This window comes from Actinosynnema sp. NPDC004786 (assembly GCF_053601135.1).
In genome coordinates this window covers 116,117-134,306 of record NZ_JBSGBG010000003.1, presented here as the reverse complement: position 1 = coordinate 134,306, position 18,190 = coordinate 116,117, and the positions used below count along the sequence as shown (strand labels likewise).

9 protein-coding genes are annotated in these 18,190 nt (G+C 72.3%); 4 read left to right on the top strand and 5 right to left on the bottom strand.

Annotated elements, in window-relative coordinates; genetic code table 11:
- Positions 1–8: 8 nt before the first annotated feature.
- Positions 9–1,559, bottom strand: a complete 1,551-nt coding sequence (locus ACWEFJ_RS04040; RefSeq protein WP_378084232.1) for a glycoside hydrolase family 13 protein — start codon at positions 1,557–1,559, stop codon at positions 9–11.
- A 218-nt stretch (positions 1,560–1,777) separates the two neighbouring features.
- On the opposite strand from ACWEFJ_RS04040, the gene ACWEFJ_RS04035 reads away from it, so the two are divergent.
- Positions 1,778–3,340 carry a carbohydrate-binding module family 20 domain-containing protein gene (locus tag ACWEFJ_RS04035; RefSeq protein WP_449712864.1) on the top strand — a complete coding sequence of 521 codons (1,563 nt, stop codon included), beginning with the start codon at positions 1,778–1,780 and terminating at the stop codon, positions 3,338–3,340.
- Between the two features lie 62 nt (positions 3,341–3,402).
- On the opposite strand, the gene ACWEFJ_RS04030 is transcribed toward ACWEFJ_RS04035, so the two are convergent.
- From ACWEFJ_RS04030 to ACWEFJ_RS04015, 4 genes are all read right to left on the bottom strand, one after another.
- Positions 3,403–8,379, bottom strand: coding sequence for an NAD-glutamate dehydrogenase (locus ACWEFJ_RS04030; RefSeq protein ID WP_449712863.1), 4,977 nt, complete (start codon positions 8,377–8,379; stop codon positions 3,403–3,405).
- A 196-nt stretch (positions 8,380–8,575) separates the two neighbouring features.
- Positions 8,576–12,355, bottom strand: a complete 3,780-nt coding sequence (locus ACWEFJ_RS04025) for a hypothetical protein (protein ID WP_449712862.1) — start codon at positions 12,353–12,355, stop codon at positions 8,576–8,578.
- A gap of 18 nt (positions 12,356–12,373) precedes the next feature.
- Positions 12,374–14,050, bottom strand: a complete 1,677-nt coding sequence (gene ettA / locus ACWEFJ_RS04020) for an energy-dependent translational throttle protein EttA (protein WP_378084240.1) — start codon at positions 14,048–14,050, stop codon at positions 12,374–12,376.
- Between the two features lie 777 nt (positions 14,051–14,827).
- Positions 14,828–15,649, bottom strand: a complete 822-nt coding sequence (locus ACWEFJ_RS04015) for a single-stranded DNA-binding protein (RefSeq protein WP_449712861.1) — start codon at positions 15,647–15,649, stop codon at positions 14,828–14,830.
- Between the two features lie 163 nt (positions 15,650–15,812).
- On the opposite strand from ACWEFJ_RS04015, the gene ACWEFJ_RS04010 reads away from it, so the two are divergent.
- The 3 genes from ACWEFJ_RS04010 to ACWEFJ_RS04000 are packed head-to-tail and all read left to right on the top strand — an operon-like array spanning position 15,813 to position 18,188.
- On the top strand, positions 15,813–16,430 hold the full coding sequence (locus ACWEFJ_RS04010) for a TetR/AcrR family transcriptional regulator (protein ID WP_449712860.1): 618 nt from the start codon (positions 15,813–15,815) through the stop codon (positions 16,428–16,430).
- Between the two features lie 10 nt (positions 16,431–16,440).
- Positions 16,441–17,370 carry an ATP-binding cassette domain-containing protein gene (locus tag ACWEFJ_RS04005; RefSeq protein WP_449712859.1) on the top strand — a complete coding sequence of 310 codons (930 nt, stop codon included), beginning with the start codon at positions 16,441–16,443 and terminating at the stop codon, positions 17,368–17,370.
- Positions 17,371–17,384: 14 nt separating this feature from the next.
- The gene (locus tag ACWEFJ_RS04000) at positions 17,385–18,188 is read left to right on the top strand and encodes an ABC transporter permease (protein ID WP_378084248.1); all 804 of its coding nucleotides are present in this window, start codon (positions 17,385–17,387) and stop codon (positions 18,186–18,188) included.
- Positions 18,189–18,190 lie beyond the last annotated feature (2 nt).

The following is an 18,190-nucleotide window of genomic DNA, read 5'->3' as shown; positions in this document are numbered from 1 at the left end:
GGGTGACTCTACGGGCGCGAGAGCCACACGGTCGTGTCCGGCGGCACGAGGACGTCCGCGCCTTCGGTGGCGCAACCGCCCGAGGCGAGCACCACGTGACCGTCGAGGGGCAGCCGCGCCACGTCCGGGCCGAAGTTCACCACGCAGGTGAACGCCCCGCGACGGAACGACAGCACGTCCTCCGGCACGTCCAGCCACTCGACGTCCGAGCCCGCGCCGAGGTCCGGGTGCTCCCGCCGCACGCGCAGCGCGCTGCGGTACAGCTCCAGCACCGAGTTCGGGTCGCCGAGCTGGCTCGCCACGCTCAACCGCGCCCAGTCGGCGGGCTGCGGCAGCCACGAGCCGCCGTCGCCGAAGCCGAACGACGGGCCGTCCGGCGTCCACGGGATCGGCACGCGGCAGCCGTCGCGGCCGCGGTCGGTGTGCCCGGACCGCACCCACACCGGGTCCTGCAGCACGTCGTCGGGCAGGTCCAGCACCTCGGGCAGGCCCAGCTCCTCGCCCTGGTAGACGTACGCGCTGCCGGGCAGCGCCAGCATCAGCAGCGCGGCGGCGCGCGCCCGGGCCACGCTGCCGTACCGCGTCACGTGCCGCTGCACGTCGTGGTTGGACAGCACCCACGTCGTCGGCGCGGCGACCGGGCGCATCGCGGCCAGCGAGTCGTCGATGACCTGCTTGAGGTCGGCGGCGTTCCACTCGGCGGTCAGGTAGTGGAAGTTGAACGCCTGGTGCAGCTCGTCGGCGCGCAGGTAGCGGGCGGTGCGCTCGGGGCTGGGCGTCCACGCCTCGGCCACGCCGATCCGGCTGCCCGGGTAGGAGTCGAGCACCTTGCGCCAGTCGCGGTAGATCTCGTGCACGCCGTCCTGGTCGAAGAACGGCAGCGCCTCGGTGCCCAGCAGCTTGAGGTGGCCGGGCGTGCCCACGTCGGGCAGGCCGTCGGCCTTGACCATGCCGTGCGCGACGTCGATGCGGAAGCCGTCCACGCCCAGGTCGAGCCAGAAGCGCAGCACGTCCAGGAACTCGTCGCGGACCTCCGGCTGGTCCCAGTTCAGGTCCGGCTGCTCGGGCGCGAACAGGTGCAGGTACCACTGGCCGTCGGGGACGCGGGTCCAGGCGGGACCGCCGAATACGGACTCCCAGTCGTTCGGCGGCTGGTCGCCGCGGCCGTCGCGGAAGTGGTAGCGGGCGCGTTCCGGCGAGCCCGGCGCGGCGCGCAGCGCGGCCTGGAACCAGGCGTGCCGGTCGCTGGTGTGGTTCGGGACCAGGTCCACGATCACCCGGATGCCCAGCTCGTGCGCTTCCCGGACCAGTGCCCGCGCGTCGTCGTTCGAGCCGAAGAGGGGATCGACGGTGCGGTAGTCCGCCACGTCGTAGCCGCCGTCGGCCATCGGCGAGGTGTAGAACGGCGTGATCCAGACGGCGTCCACGCCGAGGTCGGCCAGGTAGGGCAGCCGGGAGCGGATGCCGGGCAGGTCACCGACGCCGTCGCCGTCCGAGTCGGCGAAGCTGCGCACGTAGACCTGGTAGATGACGGCATCGCGCCACCAGTCCTGCGTCATGGGGAGTCCTTCCGGATCGGTTCCGCCGGAGGGCAATGAAATACTTTGCAAGTGTTTTCAGCAAGTCTTCCGACTGGTATGACCTAGAGCACATCCCCTGCCACCTAGGAGACATCGTGGTTTCCGCCAGTCGACGCGCCTTGGGCGCGATAGCCGTACTCCTGTTCAGCCTTTTGGCCGTTCCGCAAAGTTTTGCGACGCCGCCGTCCGCCAAGGACGTGACCGCGACCCTGTTCCAGTGGCCGTTCTCGCGCGTCGCCGCCGAGTGCACGAACGTGCTCGGACCCAAGGGCTACGGGTTCGTGGAGGTCTCCCCCGCGACCGAGCACATCCAGGGGTCCCAGTGGTGGACCTCCTACCAGCCCGTCAGCTACCGGATCGCCGGGCGGCTCGGTGACGAGGCGGCGTTCCGGACCATGGTGAACACCTGCCACGCGGCGGGCGTGAAGGTCATCGCGGACGCGGTGATCAACCACATGAGCGCCGGGTCGGGCACGGGCACCGGCGGCTCGTCGTACACGAAGTACAACTACCCCGGCATCTACGGCGACCAGGACTTCCACTCGTGCCGGTCGCACATCAGCGACTACCGCAACCGCGACAACGTGCAGAACTGCGAGCTGGTCGGGCTGTCGGACCTCAACACCGGCAGCGACTACGTGCGCGGGCGCATCGCGGCGTACCTGAACCACCTGATCTCGCTCGGGGTGGACGGGTTCCGGATCGACGCGGCCAAGCACATGGCGGCGGCCGACCTGTCGGCGATCAAGGCGCGGCTGAGCAACCCGAACGTGTACTGGGTGCACGAGGTGATCTACGGCGCGGGCGAGGCCGTGCAGCCGGGCGAGTACACCGGTTCGGGTGACGTGGACGAGTTCCGGTACGCCTACGACATCAAGCGGATCTTCGCCAACGAGAACCTGGCGTACCTGAGCACGTTCGGGCAGTCGTGGGGCTTCCTGCCGAGCGGCCAGGCACGGGCGTTCGTGGACAACTGGGACACCGAGCGCAACGGGTCGACGCTGAGCTACAAGGACGGCTCGACCTACACGCTGGCGAACGTGTTCATGCTGGCGTGGCCCTACGGTTCGCCGAACGTGTACTCCGGCTACGAGTTCTCCAACCACGACGCCGGTCCGCCGTCCGGGTCGGAGTGCTACACGTCCGGGTGGAAGTGCCAGCACCGGTGGACGCAGATCGCGTCCATGGTCGGGTTCCGCAACGCGGTGTCCGGGACGGCGGTCGTCAACTGGTGGGACAACGGCGGCGACGCCATCGCGTTCGGCCGGGGCAACAAGGGGTTCGTGGCGATCAACCGGGAGTCGGCGCCGCTGACCCGGACGTTCCAGACCTCGCTGCCCGCCGGGTCGTACTGCAACGTGCAGCAGGAGGGGTGCGTCGCGTACACGGTGGGGTCGAACGGCCAGGTCACGGCCACGCTGGGCGCGGGCGAGGCGCTGGCGCTGCACGTGGGCGCGACCGGCGGCGGGGGCAACCCGGTGGGCACGGCGTCGTTCGCGGTGAACGCCACCACGTCGTTCGGGCAGAACATCTTCGTGGTCGGCGACCACCCGTCGCTGGGCGCGTGGAACCCGGCCGCCGCGGTGGCGCTGTCGTCGGCCTCGTACCCGGTGTGGAAGGGCTCGGTGTCGCTGCCCTCGGGGACGTCGTTCCAGTACAAGTACATCCGCAAGGACGCGGGCGGCGCGGTGACCTGGGAGAGCGGCGGCAACCGCACGGCCACGTCACCCGCGGCGCTGAACGACACCTGGCGCAACTAGCCCGACCCGGTCGGGCGGGGTCCGGGGTGTCGCGGTCGGTCGACCGCGACACCCCGCGGACCTCAGCGGATCATGCTGCGGACCTGGCGGGCGGCCACGGAGAGCGTCGCCAGGTCGAGCTTGCTGACCCGGTTGATCTCCGCCAGCGCGGCCCGCGCCCGGCCCAGGCGCGAGGAGTTGGCCTGCTCCCACGCGGCGATCTTCTCCTCCGGGGTGTCGCCCGGCTCGGCCGTCCGCAGCACGTCGATCGTGATCGACCGCAGCGACGAGTAGAAGTCGTCCCGCAGCGCCAGGCGCGCCAGCGCGTGCCAGCGGTTCAGGCGTTCCAGGTTCGACACCGAGCTGAGCATCCGGTCGACGTCCAGGTGCTCGGACAGCGCGAAGTACAGCTCCGCGGTCTCCTCGTGCGTCCGCTCCTGCCCGGTCGCGCCCTCGCCCTCCTCGCGCTCGGCGAGTTCGGCCACCTCGGTCACGTCCAGCAGCCCGTAGGTGAACAGCAGCCCGGCGATCCGCCGCGCCAGCTCCACCGGCACGCCGTGCGCCACCAGCCGCTCGACGTGCTCGATCACGGACTCCTTCTCGCGCCCCTGGAGCATGTCGATCGTGCGCGGCGCGAGTTCGGCGACCACCGGGGCGAACCGGCTGATCGTGGACCCGACCGCCAGCGGCTGCGGGCGGTTGGTGAGCAGCCACCGCGACGCCCGGTCGAGCAGGCGCCGGGTCTCCAGCACCATGTCGTCCTGCACCTCGGTCGCCACGACGTTGTCCAGCGCCCGGATCTCCCGCCAGATCGACGGCAGGTCGTAGATCGCCGTGACGACCGTGTACGCGCGCACCGCGTCCGTGGCCGACGCGCTGATCTCCTCCGCCAGCCGGTACGCGTACGACACGCCCGCGCCGTCCACGACCTCGTTGACCAGCACCGTGGTGATGATCTCGCGGGACAGCGGGTGGCTGCCGATCGCGTCGGCGAACCGCTCGCGCAGCTCGCTCGGGAAGTAGTCGGGCAGCCGGCGGGCCAGCACGTCGATCGTCGGCAGGTCGCTCGCCAGCACCTCCTCCTTCAGCGCCAACTTGACGTGCGCGAGCAGGGTGGCCAGCTCCGGCGACGTGAGCCCCTGGCCCGCCTTCTCCAGGGCCTTGAACTCCGCCGGGCTCGGCAGCGCCTCCAGCGTGCGGTCCAGCACGCCGCGCTGCTCCAAATCGGCCACCAGGCGCGCGTGCACCGACAGCATCGGCGCGGCGTGCGCGCGGGAGACGCCGAGCACCGCGTTCTGCGCGTAGTTGTCGGCCAGCACCAGCTCGCCGACCTCGTCGGTCATCTGGCCCAGCAGCTCGTTGCGCTGCCCCTGGTCGAGCCGGCCGTCGCGGACCAGCTCGTCCAGCAGGATCTTGATGTTGACCTCGTGGTCGGAGCAGTCCACGCCGGCCGAGTTGTCCAGCGCGTCGGTGTTGACCTTGCCGCCGTGCCCGTCGGGTCCGCCGACCCGGGCGAACTCGATCCGGCCGCGCTGGGTCAGCCCCAGGTTGCCGCCCTCGCCGACGACCTTCACCCGCAGGTCCGCGCCGTTGACCCGGATCGCGTCGTTGGCCTTGTCGCCGACCTCGGCGTGCGACTCCGCGCCCGCCTTGACGTAGGTGCCGATGCCGCCGTTCCACAGCAGGTCGACCGGCGCGAGCAGGATCGCCTTCATCAGCTCCGGCGGGGACAGCTTGACCACGCCCTCCGGCAGACCCAGCGCCACCCGGGCCTGCTCGCTGACCGGGATCGACTTGGCCGTGCGCGGCCACACGCCGCCGCCGTCGCTGATCAGCGAGCGGTCGTAGTCGTCCCACGACGAGCGGGGCAGCTCGAACAGCCGCTTGCGCTCGGCGTAGGAGGCGGCCGCGACCGGGTTCGGGTCGATGAAGACGTGCCGGTGGTCGAACGCCGCGACGAGGCGGATGTGCTCGGACAGCAGCATGCCGTTGCCGAACACGTCGCCGGACATGTCGCCGACGCCGACGACGGTGAACTCCTCGGTCTGGGTGTCGACGCCCAGCTCCCGGAAGTGCCGCTTCACGCTCTCCCACGCGCCGCGGGCGGTGATGCCCATGGCCTTGTGGTCGTAGCCCACGGACCCGCCGGACGCGAACGCGTCGCCCAGCCAGAAGCCGTAGGACTTCGACACCTCGTTGGCGATGTCGGAGAACGACGCCGTGCCCTTGTCCGCCGCGACCACCAGGTAGGTGTCGTCGCCGTCGTGCCGGACGACCTGCGGCGCGGGCAGGACGGTGCCGGCGTTGAGGTTGTCGGTCAGGTCCAGCAGGCCGGAGATGAACTGCCGGTAGCAGGCCACGCCCTCGGCCAGCAGCGCCTCGCGGTCCACGCCCGGGTCGCCCGTCGGCGCGGGCGGCCGCTTGACCACGAACCCGCCCTTCGCGCCGACCGGCACGATCACCGCGTTCTTCACCGCCTGCGCCTTCACCAGGCCCAGGATCTCGGTGCGGAAGTCCTCGCGCCGGTCGGACCAGCGCAGACCGCCGCGCGCCACCGGGCCGAACCGCAGGTGCACGCCCTCCAGCCGGGGCGAGTACACGAAGATCTCGAACCGCGGCCGCGGCTGCGGCAGGTCCGGGATCGCGCGCGGGTCGAGCTTCACCGCCAGGTACGGGCGCGGGTTGCCGTCGACGTCGCGGACGAAGTAGTTCGTGCGCAGCGTGGCCTGCACCAGCGTGAGCAGGCTGCGCAGGATGCGGTCCGCGTCGAGGCTGGTCACGTCGTCGATCATGGCGGTGATCTCGGCGGCCAGGTGCTCGGTGCGGTCCCCGCGCTCCTCGTCGGGCACGGACGGGTCGAACCGGGTCTCGAACAGCCGCACCAGGGCCGTGGCGACGTCGGTGTGCCCGAGCACCGCGTCCTCGATGTAGTCCTGGCTGTAGGGCGTGCCCGCCTGGCGCAGGTACTTGGCGTAGGCGCGCAGCATCGCCGCCTGCTGCCACGTGACGCCCGACTTGAGCACGAGGGTGTTGAAGCCGTCCACCTCCGCCTCGCCGCGCCACGCCGCGGCGAACGCGTCCTGGAAGCGGGTCCGCACCGACTCCTCGTCCTCGGCGGCCAGCTTGTCCAGCGTCGCCTGGTCCAGGCGCAGGCCGAAGTCGTAGATCCAGCACTCGACGCCGTCGTCCAGGCTCAGCTCGTACGGCCGCTCGTCCACCACGACCACGCCCATGCGCTGGAGCATCGGCAGCACGTCCGACAGCGTCAGGCGGGCGCCGACCAGGAACAGCTTGAACCGCCGCTCGCCCGGCTCGGCGTCGCGCGGCGCGTAGAACGCCAGGTCCAGGTCGCCGGGCCGGAGCGCCTCGATGCGCCGGAAGTCCGCCAGGCCCTCGGCCGCGGTGAAGTCCTCCTTGTACGCCTCGGGGAACGCCGCCGCGATCCGCTGGCCCTGCTCGGACGACGACTCCGCGCCCAGGCCCGTGCCGCGGTCCTCCAGCACCGCCTCCACCATGCGGTCGTCCCAGGACCGCACGGCCTCGGCCAGCAGCTGCTGGATGTAGCCGGTGTCCGGCTCGGCCAGGCGGCTCGGGTCGGTGTGCACGGTGAAGTGCACGCGGGCCAGCGCGGACTCGCCGACGCGGGCGCTGTACTCCAGGTTGATGCCGCCGAGCTGGTCGATCAGCACCTCCTGCATGGCCAGCCGCGACGTCGTGGTGTAGCGGTCGCGCGGCAGGTAGACCAGGCACGAGTAGAAGCGGCCGTACGGGTCGCGGCGCAGGAACAGCCGCAGCCGGCGGCGCTCGGCCAGCGCGATCACGCCCGTGACGGTCTGGTAGAGCGTGTCCGTGTCGACCGAGAACAGCTCGGTGCGCGGGTAGTTCTGGATCACCTCCAGCATCCGCTGGCCCGAGTACGAGTGCAGCGGGAAGCCGGCGCGGTGGATGACGTCGCGGACCCGGCGCTCGACGGCCGGGATGTCCAGCACGTCCTCGTGCAGCGCCGTGGTGGAGAAGACGCCCAGGAACCGGTGCTCGCCGGTCACGTTGCCCTCGGCGTCGAAGGTCTTCACGCCCACGTAGTAGGGGTAGACCGACCGGTGGACGCTCGACTGGGCGCTGGCCTGCGTCAGGACCAGGAGTTCGGGTGACAGTGCCTGCGCGCCCGCGTCCGGGCCCGCCGTCAGGCTGCGCGCCGCGAGGCTGTCCTGTCTGAGCACGCCCAGACCGCTGGCCAGGACCGCGCGCAGGGCGGGTTCGCCGTCCGTCGCCGGGTCGTCGTGCAGCAGCTCGTAGCGGCGGTAGCCGAGGAACGTGAAGTGGTCGTTCGCGAGCCAGCGCAGCAGGTTCGCGCCGTCGGCGACCTCGTGGCCGGGCAGCGGCGGCGGGTCCGACTCCAGGCGCTCGGCGAGCTTGAGGGCCGTGCCGATCATCTTCTCGGTGTCCTCGACGACCTCGCGCACGTCGTTGAGCACGGCGTGCAGCTTCGTCTCCAGCTCGCGCGCACGGTCCGGGTCGGTGAGCAGGTCGACCTCGATGTGCATCCACGACTCGGCGATCGCGTCGCCGGGCGGGGCGGCCGGGTCGGCGGTCGGCAGCACCTCCTGCAACGCGCCCGTCACCACGTCCCGGCGCACCACGACGATCGGGTGCACCACCCGCTGCACCTGCACGCCGCCGCGGGTCAGCTCGGAGGCCACCGAGTCGACCAGGTACGGCATGTCGTCGGTGACGACCTGCACGACCGTGGCCGGGCACGTCCAGCCGTCGTGCGCGCGGGTGGGGTTGAGGATCCGCACCACCGGGCGACCCGGCACCCGGGTCTCGGCGAGCTGGTAGTTCGAGCGCACCGCGCCCACCAGGTCCACCGGGTCGTCGTCGTTGACTTCCTCGGCGGGGACGTGGCGGTAGTACAGGCGGATCAGGTCGGCCAGCTCGGGGGCGTTGGCGGCGGCCCGTTCGATCAAGTCGTCACGAGCCTGTTCGGGACTGGCCGGGCGGGCCGCGCCGACGTCGCGCGCGGCGGGTCCGGATCGGGTCGGGGCTCCAGTCGAGGTCATGTTCAGGCGACTCCACGCTATCCGGTACCTCTGTGTACCGGGTCCGCGCACCACCTAACCAGACGCACGCGAACCCGTTCGCCACAACCCTCTCACTGAATCGAACAACTTGCCGGAAAGTGGCAAATTCACCGTGGCGGGGCTTATTTCCCGCCTTTGTTACCGGCGGGAAACCTTATTAGAACCTCAAATCGGTTCAGGATTCGGGAAGCGTCCAGGTGTCGAACCGCGAGGTCGGGTCGACGCGCTGGATGGGAGCGGTCGTCTCGGCGTCCGACTCCGGCGGCGGGTTCCCGACAGGTGGGATGGGCACGGTGTCCTCGTCCACGCGGCCGGCCGCCTCGTCCTCGCGCCGGGCGTCCTCGTAGGCGACGAGGGCCTCGGCGAGCAGTTCGGCCAGGCTGAGGTCGCTCTTGTGGCGGCGCGAGGCCCGCGTGGCGCTGGGCGAGTCGGACGTGGGGGCGTCCGGTTCGACCAGGGGGGGCAGGTCGATGGTCCTGCCGCCGACCACGACCGCCGTGACGAACGGTTCCTTCGGCAGGTCCTCGGCGGGCGGCCGGGACGCGGTCCCGGGTGCGGGCTCCGGGGTGATTTCGGGCACAGTCGTGGCCTCGACGCGCGTTCCGGCGTCGGGCTCGGGCTCGTCGTCGTGATCGGCTTCGACATCGGCCGCGCCGAGGAACCCGGTCGGGCGGAACGGCGGGGCGGGAGCCCTTTCCGCCCCGGCGGGGGAGGTTTCCCCGACTGGGTCGTCGGGTGCCGATTCCGGCCCGGCGGTAACCGTTTCCTGACCGCCGGTGACGGTTTGCGCGGTGGGCGTGGCCGTTTGCGGGGTGGGCGTCGAAACCACGTCGTCGGGCGGGAAGACGGGCCGCGACTCCGGCTCCGCCGCCGTGAAGTCGGACAACGCCATCGGGAAGTCGAGGACGGGCGGCAACGGGAAGTCCGGCGGCTCCGGCACCCGCGCCGTGGGGATGACGGGCCCCTTCACGAAGGCCGCGCCGAGCCCGGTCGGCGGCACGTCGTCGCGCACGACCGGCTGGACCATCGTCGGCGAGTCGAACATGTCGACCGGCGGCGTCGGCTCCTCGCCGCGCAGCCGCGGCGGTGGCTCCACGCGCCACTGCACCGCGTCCGGCTCGGGCTCGGGCCGGGCGGGGGCTTCGTCGTCGGCCTCGGGAGCCCGCCGCCGGCCGCCGGCGCGCTGGGGGTCGAGGAGGCCGGCGGCCTTCAACGCGTCCAGCACGTTCGGGTCGGACCCGGAGTCGCCGGGGGGACGCTCCCCCTCCTCGGCCTCCCGCGCCGCCCGCCGCCGCCCACTGCGTACCGCGCCCGCGGCGGCGATCAACCCGGCCGCCGGCACGCTGCGCTCACTGCCATCGGCCACGCCGTCACCCGAACCGGCAGCCTCGCCCGCCGACACCGCTCCACCGGCCGCCCCATCAACCGCCGCGCCGGGAGCAACCGCCGCGCCGGAAGCCCCTCCGGCCGCTACCGCTCGACCAGCCGAGACCGCTCCACCGGCCGAGGCGGGGGAAGACTCGCCCACCGGCGACGCCGCTTCCGCGACCGACGCCTCCCCCGTTGGGACCGCCACGTCACCGACCGACGCGGCGGAAGCCTCCCCCGCCGAGAACGTCACGTCACCGAGCGAGGCGGCGGGCGGCTCGGTCACCGCGTCACCGGGACGCGTCGGACCGCCGGCGACGGCGGAGAACCGCTGCGTGCCCTCCCCGTGCGCGGTGTCGCCCGGCGTGCCCTGCCCGGGGGCGTCGGAGGACGCGGGGCGCGCGCCGGCCGCCGAGTGGGGCGGCCACCCGCCGACCAGCGGTGCCGCCGGCTCGGGGAGCTGCCGCGCCTCGCGCGCATGCGCACCGGTCGGGGCGGTCGGGGCAGTCGAGCTAGCCGAGGTGGTCGGTGCAGCCGGAGTGGTCGAGGCAGCCGGGGTGGTCGACTCGCCTTCCGCCGACTGCGAGAAACCGCTGTCCGACGCACCACCGGGGGCGGCAGCAGGTGCGGGCACCGTGGGCGCGGTCGGTGCCGATGGAGTGGCTGCCGGCGGAGTGGCTGCCGGCGGGGCGGCTGCGGACGCGGCTGGAGGGTTCGGCGCGTTCGGGTTCGGCGCGTTCGAGGTCGACAGCGAGTCGACCGTCGCAGCGGTTCCTGCCGCTACCGGGTCGCCGAGCGCTCCCCCGGCCCGGCCCGATCCCCCGATCCCCGCCAGGCCCGCCAGACCTGGAATGCCCACCAGCCCGGCGGTGCCAGGTGGCACGGCGGTGTCTGCCGCTGCCACACCGGTGCCCGGTTCGGCCGCGCTCTCCGTTGGAACCGCCGAGCCGGCCGGCGTGGTGCCGGAGGTCGGGGCTGCGGTGGTGGTCGGCGTGGTGGTGGTCGGCGTGGTGGTGGTCGGCGTGGTGGTGGTCGGCGTGGTGTCGGCGGGCGGCATTGCGGTGGCGGCCGGTGGTGGTGAGGTGGGGTCTGGTGCGGGAGTCGGGGTGGCGAGGGGCCTGGCCTGGCCGCTCCTCGCGTGTTCAGGGCGTCCCTGGGTGGCGGCCCCGGCGCTGCCGAGCACGCTCGTGCCGGGCGTCTCGGGCGTCGGTTCCGGTGCCCGGCGGCGGCCGCCCGGTTCGCGGTCGGTTTCCGTCTCGCCGAACGGTTGGACCAGGCGCCAGCGATCGGCGGCGTGCGCCCTCGCGGCGGAGATGCCTTCGACCGTCATGTCCTCCGCGGCACGGCGGGAGCGCTTCACCCGGACGCCCTCGTTGCGGTGCATCTGGACCGGACGCCACTGGCGCAGTTGTTGCTTGACCTCGGGGGCCAGGTTCGGGTCGGCGGGCGGCGTGGCGGTCGGAGCGCCGCCGTCGCGGAGGAGCGCGGCCAGTTCGTCGTGCAGGCCGCCCCCCGCCGGCTGGCGGTGGACGCCCGCGAACTCGGCGGCCAGCCTGGCGCGCACGGCGTAGACCGCTCTGGCCCTCCGGCGTTCGGCGGCGTGGGCGGAGCGCAGGTTGGCCAGGGCCTCGGCCAGGTCGCCCGCCACCTCGTGGACGTGCGCCAGCGCCAGCAGGCTCTCCGCGAGCAGGGTGTCGAGCTGGTGCCGTTCGGCGCTGTCGGCGGCGTCGCGGAGCAGGTCGCGGGCCTGGTCGACCCGGCCCGCGGGCAGGTGGACCCTGGTGGCCAGCGCCAGGCGCAGCCATCCCGCGGTGGCCGCCGACGGCGCGCGCACGGGGCGTTCGAGCAGGGGCGTGCCGACCTCGGACGCCTCGCCCGGCTTGTTCAGGTCCATCAGCGCGCAGACCAGCTCGACCGTGAGCCTGCCGCGGACCTGGCCGTTGTCCGACGCGGGCTCCTTGAGCCGGTCCAGCAGCGCCAGGCCGTCACGGGCGGCGGCCTCCGCCGCCCGCAGGTCGCCCCAGCGCCGGTGCTGGCCCGCGGCGGACGCGCGGAGCAGGCCGCGGTGCAGCAGGGTCGTGTCGTGGTCCAGCAGCGGGTCGGCCTGGTAGAGGCCGTCCGCCTCGTCCAGCGCCCGCGCGAGCGCCGCGCCCCGGCCCACCGACACCAGGCACTCGCTCGCCTGGACGAGCGCGGTGGCCCGCAGGCCCGGCGGGACGTCCTCGGCTTCGAGGACCGGGCGGACGGCGGCGAACCCGGTGAGGGGCGCGCCGACCGACCTTGCGCTGTCGGCCAGTTCGACCCGCAGCCGCCAGGCCGTCTCCCGCTCGGACGCCGCCTCGGCCGCCTTGAGCGCGTCGAGCGCCCGGTCCGCGATCCGGACGCCCCGGCCCATGCGGTTGCTCGCGAAGACCACCAGGGCCTCCGCGCGCAACCGGTCCACCTCGTCACGGCGGGTGGAGGCGAGCGCGACGGCGCGTTCGCCCAGCACCAGAGCAAGCTCCGGTGCCCGCCAACGCAGCCGCCAGGCGGGCACGACCAGCGTGCTCACCTCGACGTCCGCCTGCGCCTCGCCCCTGGCCGCCACGATGTAGGTACCCGGCTCTCAATCCCGTGTGAGCTTGCGGTAGGTCACGCGGTGCGGCCTGGCCGCCTCCGCGCCGAGGCGCTCGATCTTGTTCTTCTCGTAGCCCTCGAAGTTGCCCTCGAACCAATACCACTGCGACGGGTTCTCGTCCGAACCCTCCCACGCGAGGATGTGCGTGGCCACGCGGTCGAGGAACCACCGGTCGTGCGAGATGACCACGGCGCAGCCGGGGAACTGCTCCAGCGCGTTCTCCAGCGAGCCGAGTGTCTCGACGTCCAGGTCGTTCGTCGGCTCGTCCAGCAGGATCAGGTTGCCGCCCTGCTTGAGCGTCAGCGCCAGGTTGAGCCGGTTGCGCTCGCCACCGGACAGCACGCCCGCCGGTTTCTGCTGGTCCGGGCCCTTGAAGCCGAACGCGCTGACGTACGCCCGCGACGGCATCTCGACGTTGCCGACGTGGATGTGGTCCAGGCCGTCGGAGACGACCTCCCACACGTTCTTCTTCGGGTCGATGCCCGCGCGGTTCTGGTCGACGTACGACAGCTTGACGGTCTCGCCGATGCGGACGGTGCCCGCGTCCGGCTCCTCCAGGCCGACGATGGTCTTGAACAGCGTCGTCTTGCCGACGCCGTTCGGACCGATGACGCCGACGATGCCGTTGCGCGGGAGGCTGAACGACAGGCCGTCGATCAGCACCCGGTCGCCGAAGCCCTTCTTGAGGTTCTCCACCTCGACCACGACGTTGCCCAGGCGCGGGCCCGGCGGGATCTGGATCTCCTCGAAGTCGAGCTTGCGGGTCTTCTCCGCCTCCGCGGCCATCTCCTCGTAGCGGCCGAGGCGGGCCTTGGACTTGGCCTGGCGGGCCTTCGCGCCCGACCGGACCCACTCCAGCTCGTCCTTGAGCCGCTTCTGCAGCTTCTGGTCCTTCTTGCCCTGGACCGCCAGCCGCTCGGCCTTCTTCTCCAGGTAGGTCGAGTAGTTGCCCTCGTACGGGTGGGCCCGGCCGCGGTCCAGCTCCAGGATCCACTCGGCGAGGTTGTCGAGGAAGTACCGGTCGTGGGTGACGGCCAGGACCGCGCCCTGGTACTGCGCCAGGTGCTGCTCCAGCCACAGGACGCTCTCCGCGTCCAGGTGGTTGGTGGGCTCGTCGAGCAGCAGCAGGTCCGGCTTGCTCAGCAGCAGCTTGCACAGGGCGACCCGGCGGCGCTCACCACCGGAGAGCGTCTTCACGTCCGCGTCCGGCGGCGGGCAGCGCAGGGCGTCCATCGCCTGCTCCAGCTGGGAGTCGAGGTCCCACGCGTTCGCGTGGTCCAGCTCCTCCTGGAGCTGGCCCATCTCCTCCATCAGCTCGTCGGAGTAGTCGACGGCCATCTTCTCGGCGATCTCGTTGAAGCGGTCGAGCTTCACCTTGATGTCGCCGAGCCCTTCCTGGACGTTGCCCAGGACGGTCTTCTCCTCGTTCAGGGGCGGCTCCTGCTGGAGGATGCCCACCGTGTAGCCCGGCGAGAGGAACGCCTCGCCGTTGCCCGGTGTGTCCAGGCCGGCCATGATCTTCAGCACGCTCGACTTGCCGGCGCCGTTCGGACCGACAACGCCGATCTTCGCACCGGGGAGGAACATGATGGTGACGTCATCCAGGATGACTTTGTCCCCGTGCGCCTTGCGCACCTTCTTCATGGTGTAGACGTACTCGGCCATGCCCGCGATCGTAGAGCGGTGCCGATCGGGCCCGAACCTCGGACGCCGGCAACGGACGTGGGCACAACGCAGAGTTAACGCGAACGTGGGTCACCCACAGACGTAACACGACCCCTGGGCATGCCTGGCGCGACCCTGCGACCAGCGACTCCGACCCCATGCGCGAACTCGGTGCGCTGTCAACCCCCGATGCCTGCGTGCGGACCCGGCCCTGGCGCCGGCCCGACGACCTCCCTCCTCCACGCTCACAACGGCGACGACTGCCCGCGCATTGTCTCCGCCGATCGGGCCGCCGGGAGCCCTTGTAGCTCGATCGGCCCAGAGCGGCACTTCGGACACTGCCTTCGGACGCCCCGCGTCGCCCGGGAAGACCAACGCCGACTCGTCCACTTCCCCACGACGCCACCACACGCGCCGGCCACCACACGCCACGTCCCGGTCGGGCGTTCCGACGGGGACTCCGGCAGCCGCGCCGCGAGCAACCGGGTCGGCTGCCGGCACGGCGTCCGCCACCGCCCGGCACGCCCCCGCCTGCTCCGACCCGCCATCCGCAGGCGGTACGGAGCTGGGCGACGGGCGTCGTGCGAGCGATGCCTCGGCCAGGACGGATGGCTCCGCGCCCCGGACAGCCGGTCACTTGACCGGCACAGCGGCTCCGCGGAAGCCGCCGCGTGCGGGCGAGTGCCGCCGACACCGACCGGCGGACCTGCTCGGCGGGTGGTGTCAGGGGTGTCGGGGGGTGAAAGCGGGGTCGGGAGGGTGACGGGGGCGGTCGGCTCAGAACGGCACCTCGGCCACCTCCCTTGGTCGGTCCGCCGCCGCGCCGTCAACCTTCGGGCGGTTCACCGCCACACGGTCTGCTCTCGGCCGGTCCGCCGCCACGCGGTCGACTTTCGAGCCGGCCGCAGGCACGCGGTCGGCGTTCGTCCGGTCTGCCGCCGCGTGGTCGACCTTCGACCGGGCCGCCACCGCGCGGTCGACTTTCGAGCGGGCCGCCACCGCGTGGTCGGCGTTCGGCCGGGCCGCCGCCGCATGGTCGGCGTTCGAGCGGGCCGCAGGGACGCGGTCGGCGTTCGACCGGTCCGCCGCCACGTGGTCGGCGTTCGAGCGGGCCGCCGGCACGGGGTCGGTCGCCGGGCGGTCCACCTCCCCCATAACGATCAGCGGCAGGTCGTCCGCCTTGCGGGGAGCGGCGATCTCCGGCGCGGCCCGCGCCTCGACGGCGTCCGGTGTGTGCCTGGTGCGCGTGGGCACGGCTGTGCACAGGGCCAGGTTGTGGCCGATCGCGGTGGCCTCGATCTCGACGAGCGGGCGCACCGCGCCCTCGTACTCGACCTCCTTGATCGTCAAACGCCCGGTGACCACGACCGGGTCGCCCTTGTTCAACGACGCGTGCGCGTTGTCCGCGAGCATCCGCCAGCACGACACCGACAGGAACATCCGCGCGCCGTCCTCCCAGGTCCGCTGTTCGGCGTCCCAGACGCGCTCGGCGGTGAACAGCCGGAACTTCGCCCGGCTGAACCCGGTGCCGACGGTGCTGCGGGTGACCGCGCTCGCGACGTTGCCGCACACGGTGACCCGGGACTCGTTGTAGGCCATGTCCGCCTCCTCGTGGTGATCGCCTGGGACCAGGTTGCCGGGCGGTCCGGGTCGTGGACAGGGGCGGTTCCGGATCTGTGGACAACTCGTGAGACATGCATAATCGACATGAGTGAGCGCTCACTCGTTGACATGAGTGAGGACTCACTCCTATGCTCGGACCATGCCCGAGGACACCACCCAACGCCGTCGACGCGCGCCGGCGATGAGCCCCGAGGACCGTCGCGAGGCGATCGTCACCGCCACCGTCCCGCTGCTGTTCGAGCACGGCGCGAACGTGACGACCAGCCAGATCGCCAGGGCGGCGGGCATCGCGGAGGGCACCGTCTTCCGGGCGTTCAAGGACAAGCGCGAGCTGATCCACACCTGCGTGCGCAGCGTGCTCGCGGTGGACTCCGAGCTGGAGTTCCTGGAGCAGGCGAAACAGGCCGACACCCTGGCCCGCCGCCTGTCCTGGGCCATCAGCGCCGTCTCCGGCTACCTGGACCGGATGTGGAAGTTGATGAGCGTGCTCCGGGACTCCGGCTACGACCCGCACGACGGGCACGACACCAAGCGCGAGCACAAGGGACCGCCGGTCGAGATGCAACGCATCACCGAGCACGTCGCCGCGCTGTTCGGCCCGGACGACGACCTCCGCGTCGACCCGTCCCTCGCCGCACGCCTGCTGCTCGGGCTCGTGTTCACCAACCGCATGCAGGGCAACGGCTTCAGCGACGTCACCGCCGACGCGGACCAGCTCGTCGAGCTGTTCCTGCACGGCGTGCTCAAAGAGAACTGAGGGGGAACGAGTGGCAGACCTGATGATCGAGGCGACCGACGTCGGCAAGGTGTTCGGCGCGCAGAAGGCGCTCGACGGCGTGAGCGTCGCCGTGCCGAAGGGCACCGTGCTCGGCCTGCTCGGCCACAACGGCGCGGGCAAGACCACGCTGGTCAACGTGCTCACCACGATGCTCCCGCCGGACTCCGGCCACGCGCGGGTGGCCGGGTTCGACGTGGTCGCGCAGGCGCACCAGGTGCGCAGCCGGATCGGCCTGACCGGCCAGTTCGCCGCCGTGGACGAGCAGTTGTCCGGCCTGGACAACCTGGTCCTGATCGCCCGCCTGCTCGGCGCGAGCCCGCGCGAGGCCAGGACCAGGGGCTCGGAGCTGCTGGAGCTGTTCGGCCTGGCGGACGCGGCGAAGCGGCCGTCCCGCACCTACTCCGGCGGCATGCGGCGACGCCTCGACCTGGCCGCGAGCCTCGTCGGGCACCCCGAGGTGATCTTCCTGGACGAGCCGACCACGGGCCTGGACCCGGCCAGCCGGCTGGGCCTCTGGGAGATCGTGGAGGGCCTGGTCACCGACGGCACCACGGTCCTGCTCACCACCCAGTACCTGGACGAGGCCGACCGCCTGGCCGACTCGATCACGGTGCTCGCGCAGGGCAAGGTCGTCGCCGCGGGCACCAGCGCCGAGCTGAAGGCCCAGGTGGGCCGGCGCACGGTCACCGTGACGCTGGCGGACGTCTCGGACGTCCCCAAGGCCGCCGGGGCACTGGAGCGCGCGGGCCTGCACCCCGTCCCGGCGCGGAACACGCTGACCGCGCCCGTCACGTCCTCGCGCGAGATCGCCGTCGTGGTCCGCGCGCTGGACGAGGTCGGCCTGGAGGCCACCGAGCTGGCCCTGGGCGAGCCGACCCTGGACGACGTCTACCTCACCCTCGCGCAGCACGCGGCCTGAACAGGAGCCACCCCATGACGACCCTCACCGCCGCGCCCCGCTGGCGCGGCACCGACTTCGGCACGCAGGTGCTCGTGCTGACCCAGCGCTCGCTGCGCACGCTGGTCAACGACCCGCGCATGATCGTGTTCAGCATCCTCCAGCCGCTGATCATGCTGACCCTGTTCAGCCAGATCTTCGCCGGCATCGCCAACACCCCCGGCTTCCCGCAGGGCGTGGCCTACATCGACTTCCTGATGCCCGCGATCCTGGTCAACACCGCCATGCAGTCGGCGTTGCAGGCGGGCGTGGGCCTGGTCACCGACATGAAGAACGGCGTGCTGGCCCGGTTCCGCTCGCTGCCCATCCGGCCGGGCTCGGTCCTGGTCGCGCGGAGCCTGTCCGACCTGGTCCGCTCGGCCGCCCAACTGCTGCTGATGCTGGTGTTCGCGGTCGCGGTGTTCGGCTACGCGCCCGCGGGCGGCGTGACCGGCACGGTGGCGGCGCTCGCCCTGGCCCTGGCCGTCGGCTGGGGTCTGGGCTGGATCTTCCTGGCCATCGCCGCGTGGCTGCGCAACGCCGAGCTGATGCAGACCGTCGGCTTCCTGGCGATGTTCCCGCTGATGTTCGCCTCCAGCGCGTACGTGCCGATCACCGGCCTGCCCGGGTGGCTCCAGGCGATCGCGAACGTCAACCCGTTGACGTTCGCGGTGGACGCGGCGCGGTCCCTGGCGCTCGCCCAGCCCGTGACGGGCGTGGTCGGCGCGCTGGTGACGAGCGCCGTGCTGGCCGCCGCAGGGTGGGCCGTGGCGGTGCAGGGGTTCAAGCGACCGCTGTAGTC

Bases quoted from the DNA above. Each gene is read 5' to 3' on its own strand.
- ACWEFJ_RS04030 (WP_449712863.1), bottom strand. From the start codon at position 8,379: ATGACCTCGACTGGAGCCCCGACCCGATCCGGACCCGCCGCGCGCGAC.
- ACWEFJ_RS04015 (WP_449712861.1), bottom strand. From the start codon at position 15,649: ATGGCCTACAACGAGTCCCGGGTCACCGTGTGCGGCAACGTCGCGAGC.
- ACWEFJ_RS04010 (WP_449712860.1), top strand. From the start codon at position 15,813: ATGCCCGAGGACACCACCCAACGCCGTCGACGCGCGCCGGCGATGAGC.
- ACWEFJ_RS04000 (WP_378084248.1), top strand. From the start codon at position 17,385: ATGACGACCCTCACCGCCGCGCCCCGCTGGCGCGGCACCGACTTCGGC.
- ettA (WP_378084240.1), bottom strand. From the start codon at position 14,050: ATGGCCGAGTACGTCTACACCATGAAGAAGGTGCGCAAGGCGCACGGG.
- ACWEFJ_RS04040 (WP_378084232.1), bottom strand. From the start codon at position 1,559: ATGACGCAGGACTGGTGGCGCGATGCCGTCATCTACCAGGTCTACGTG.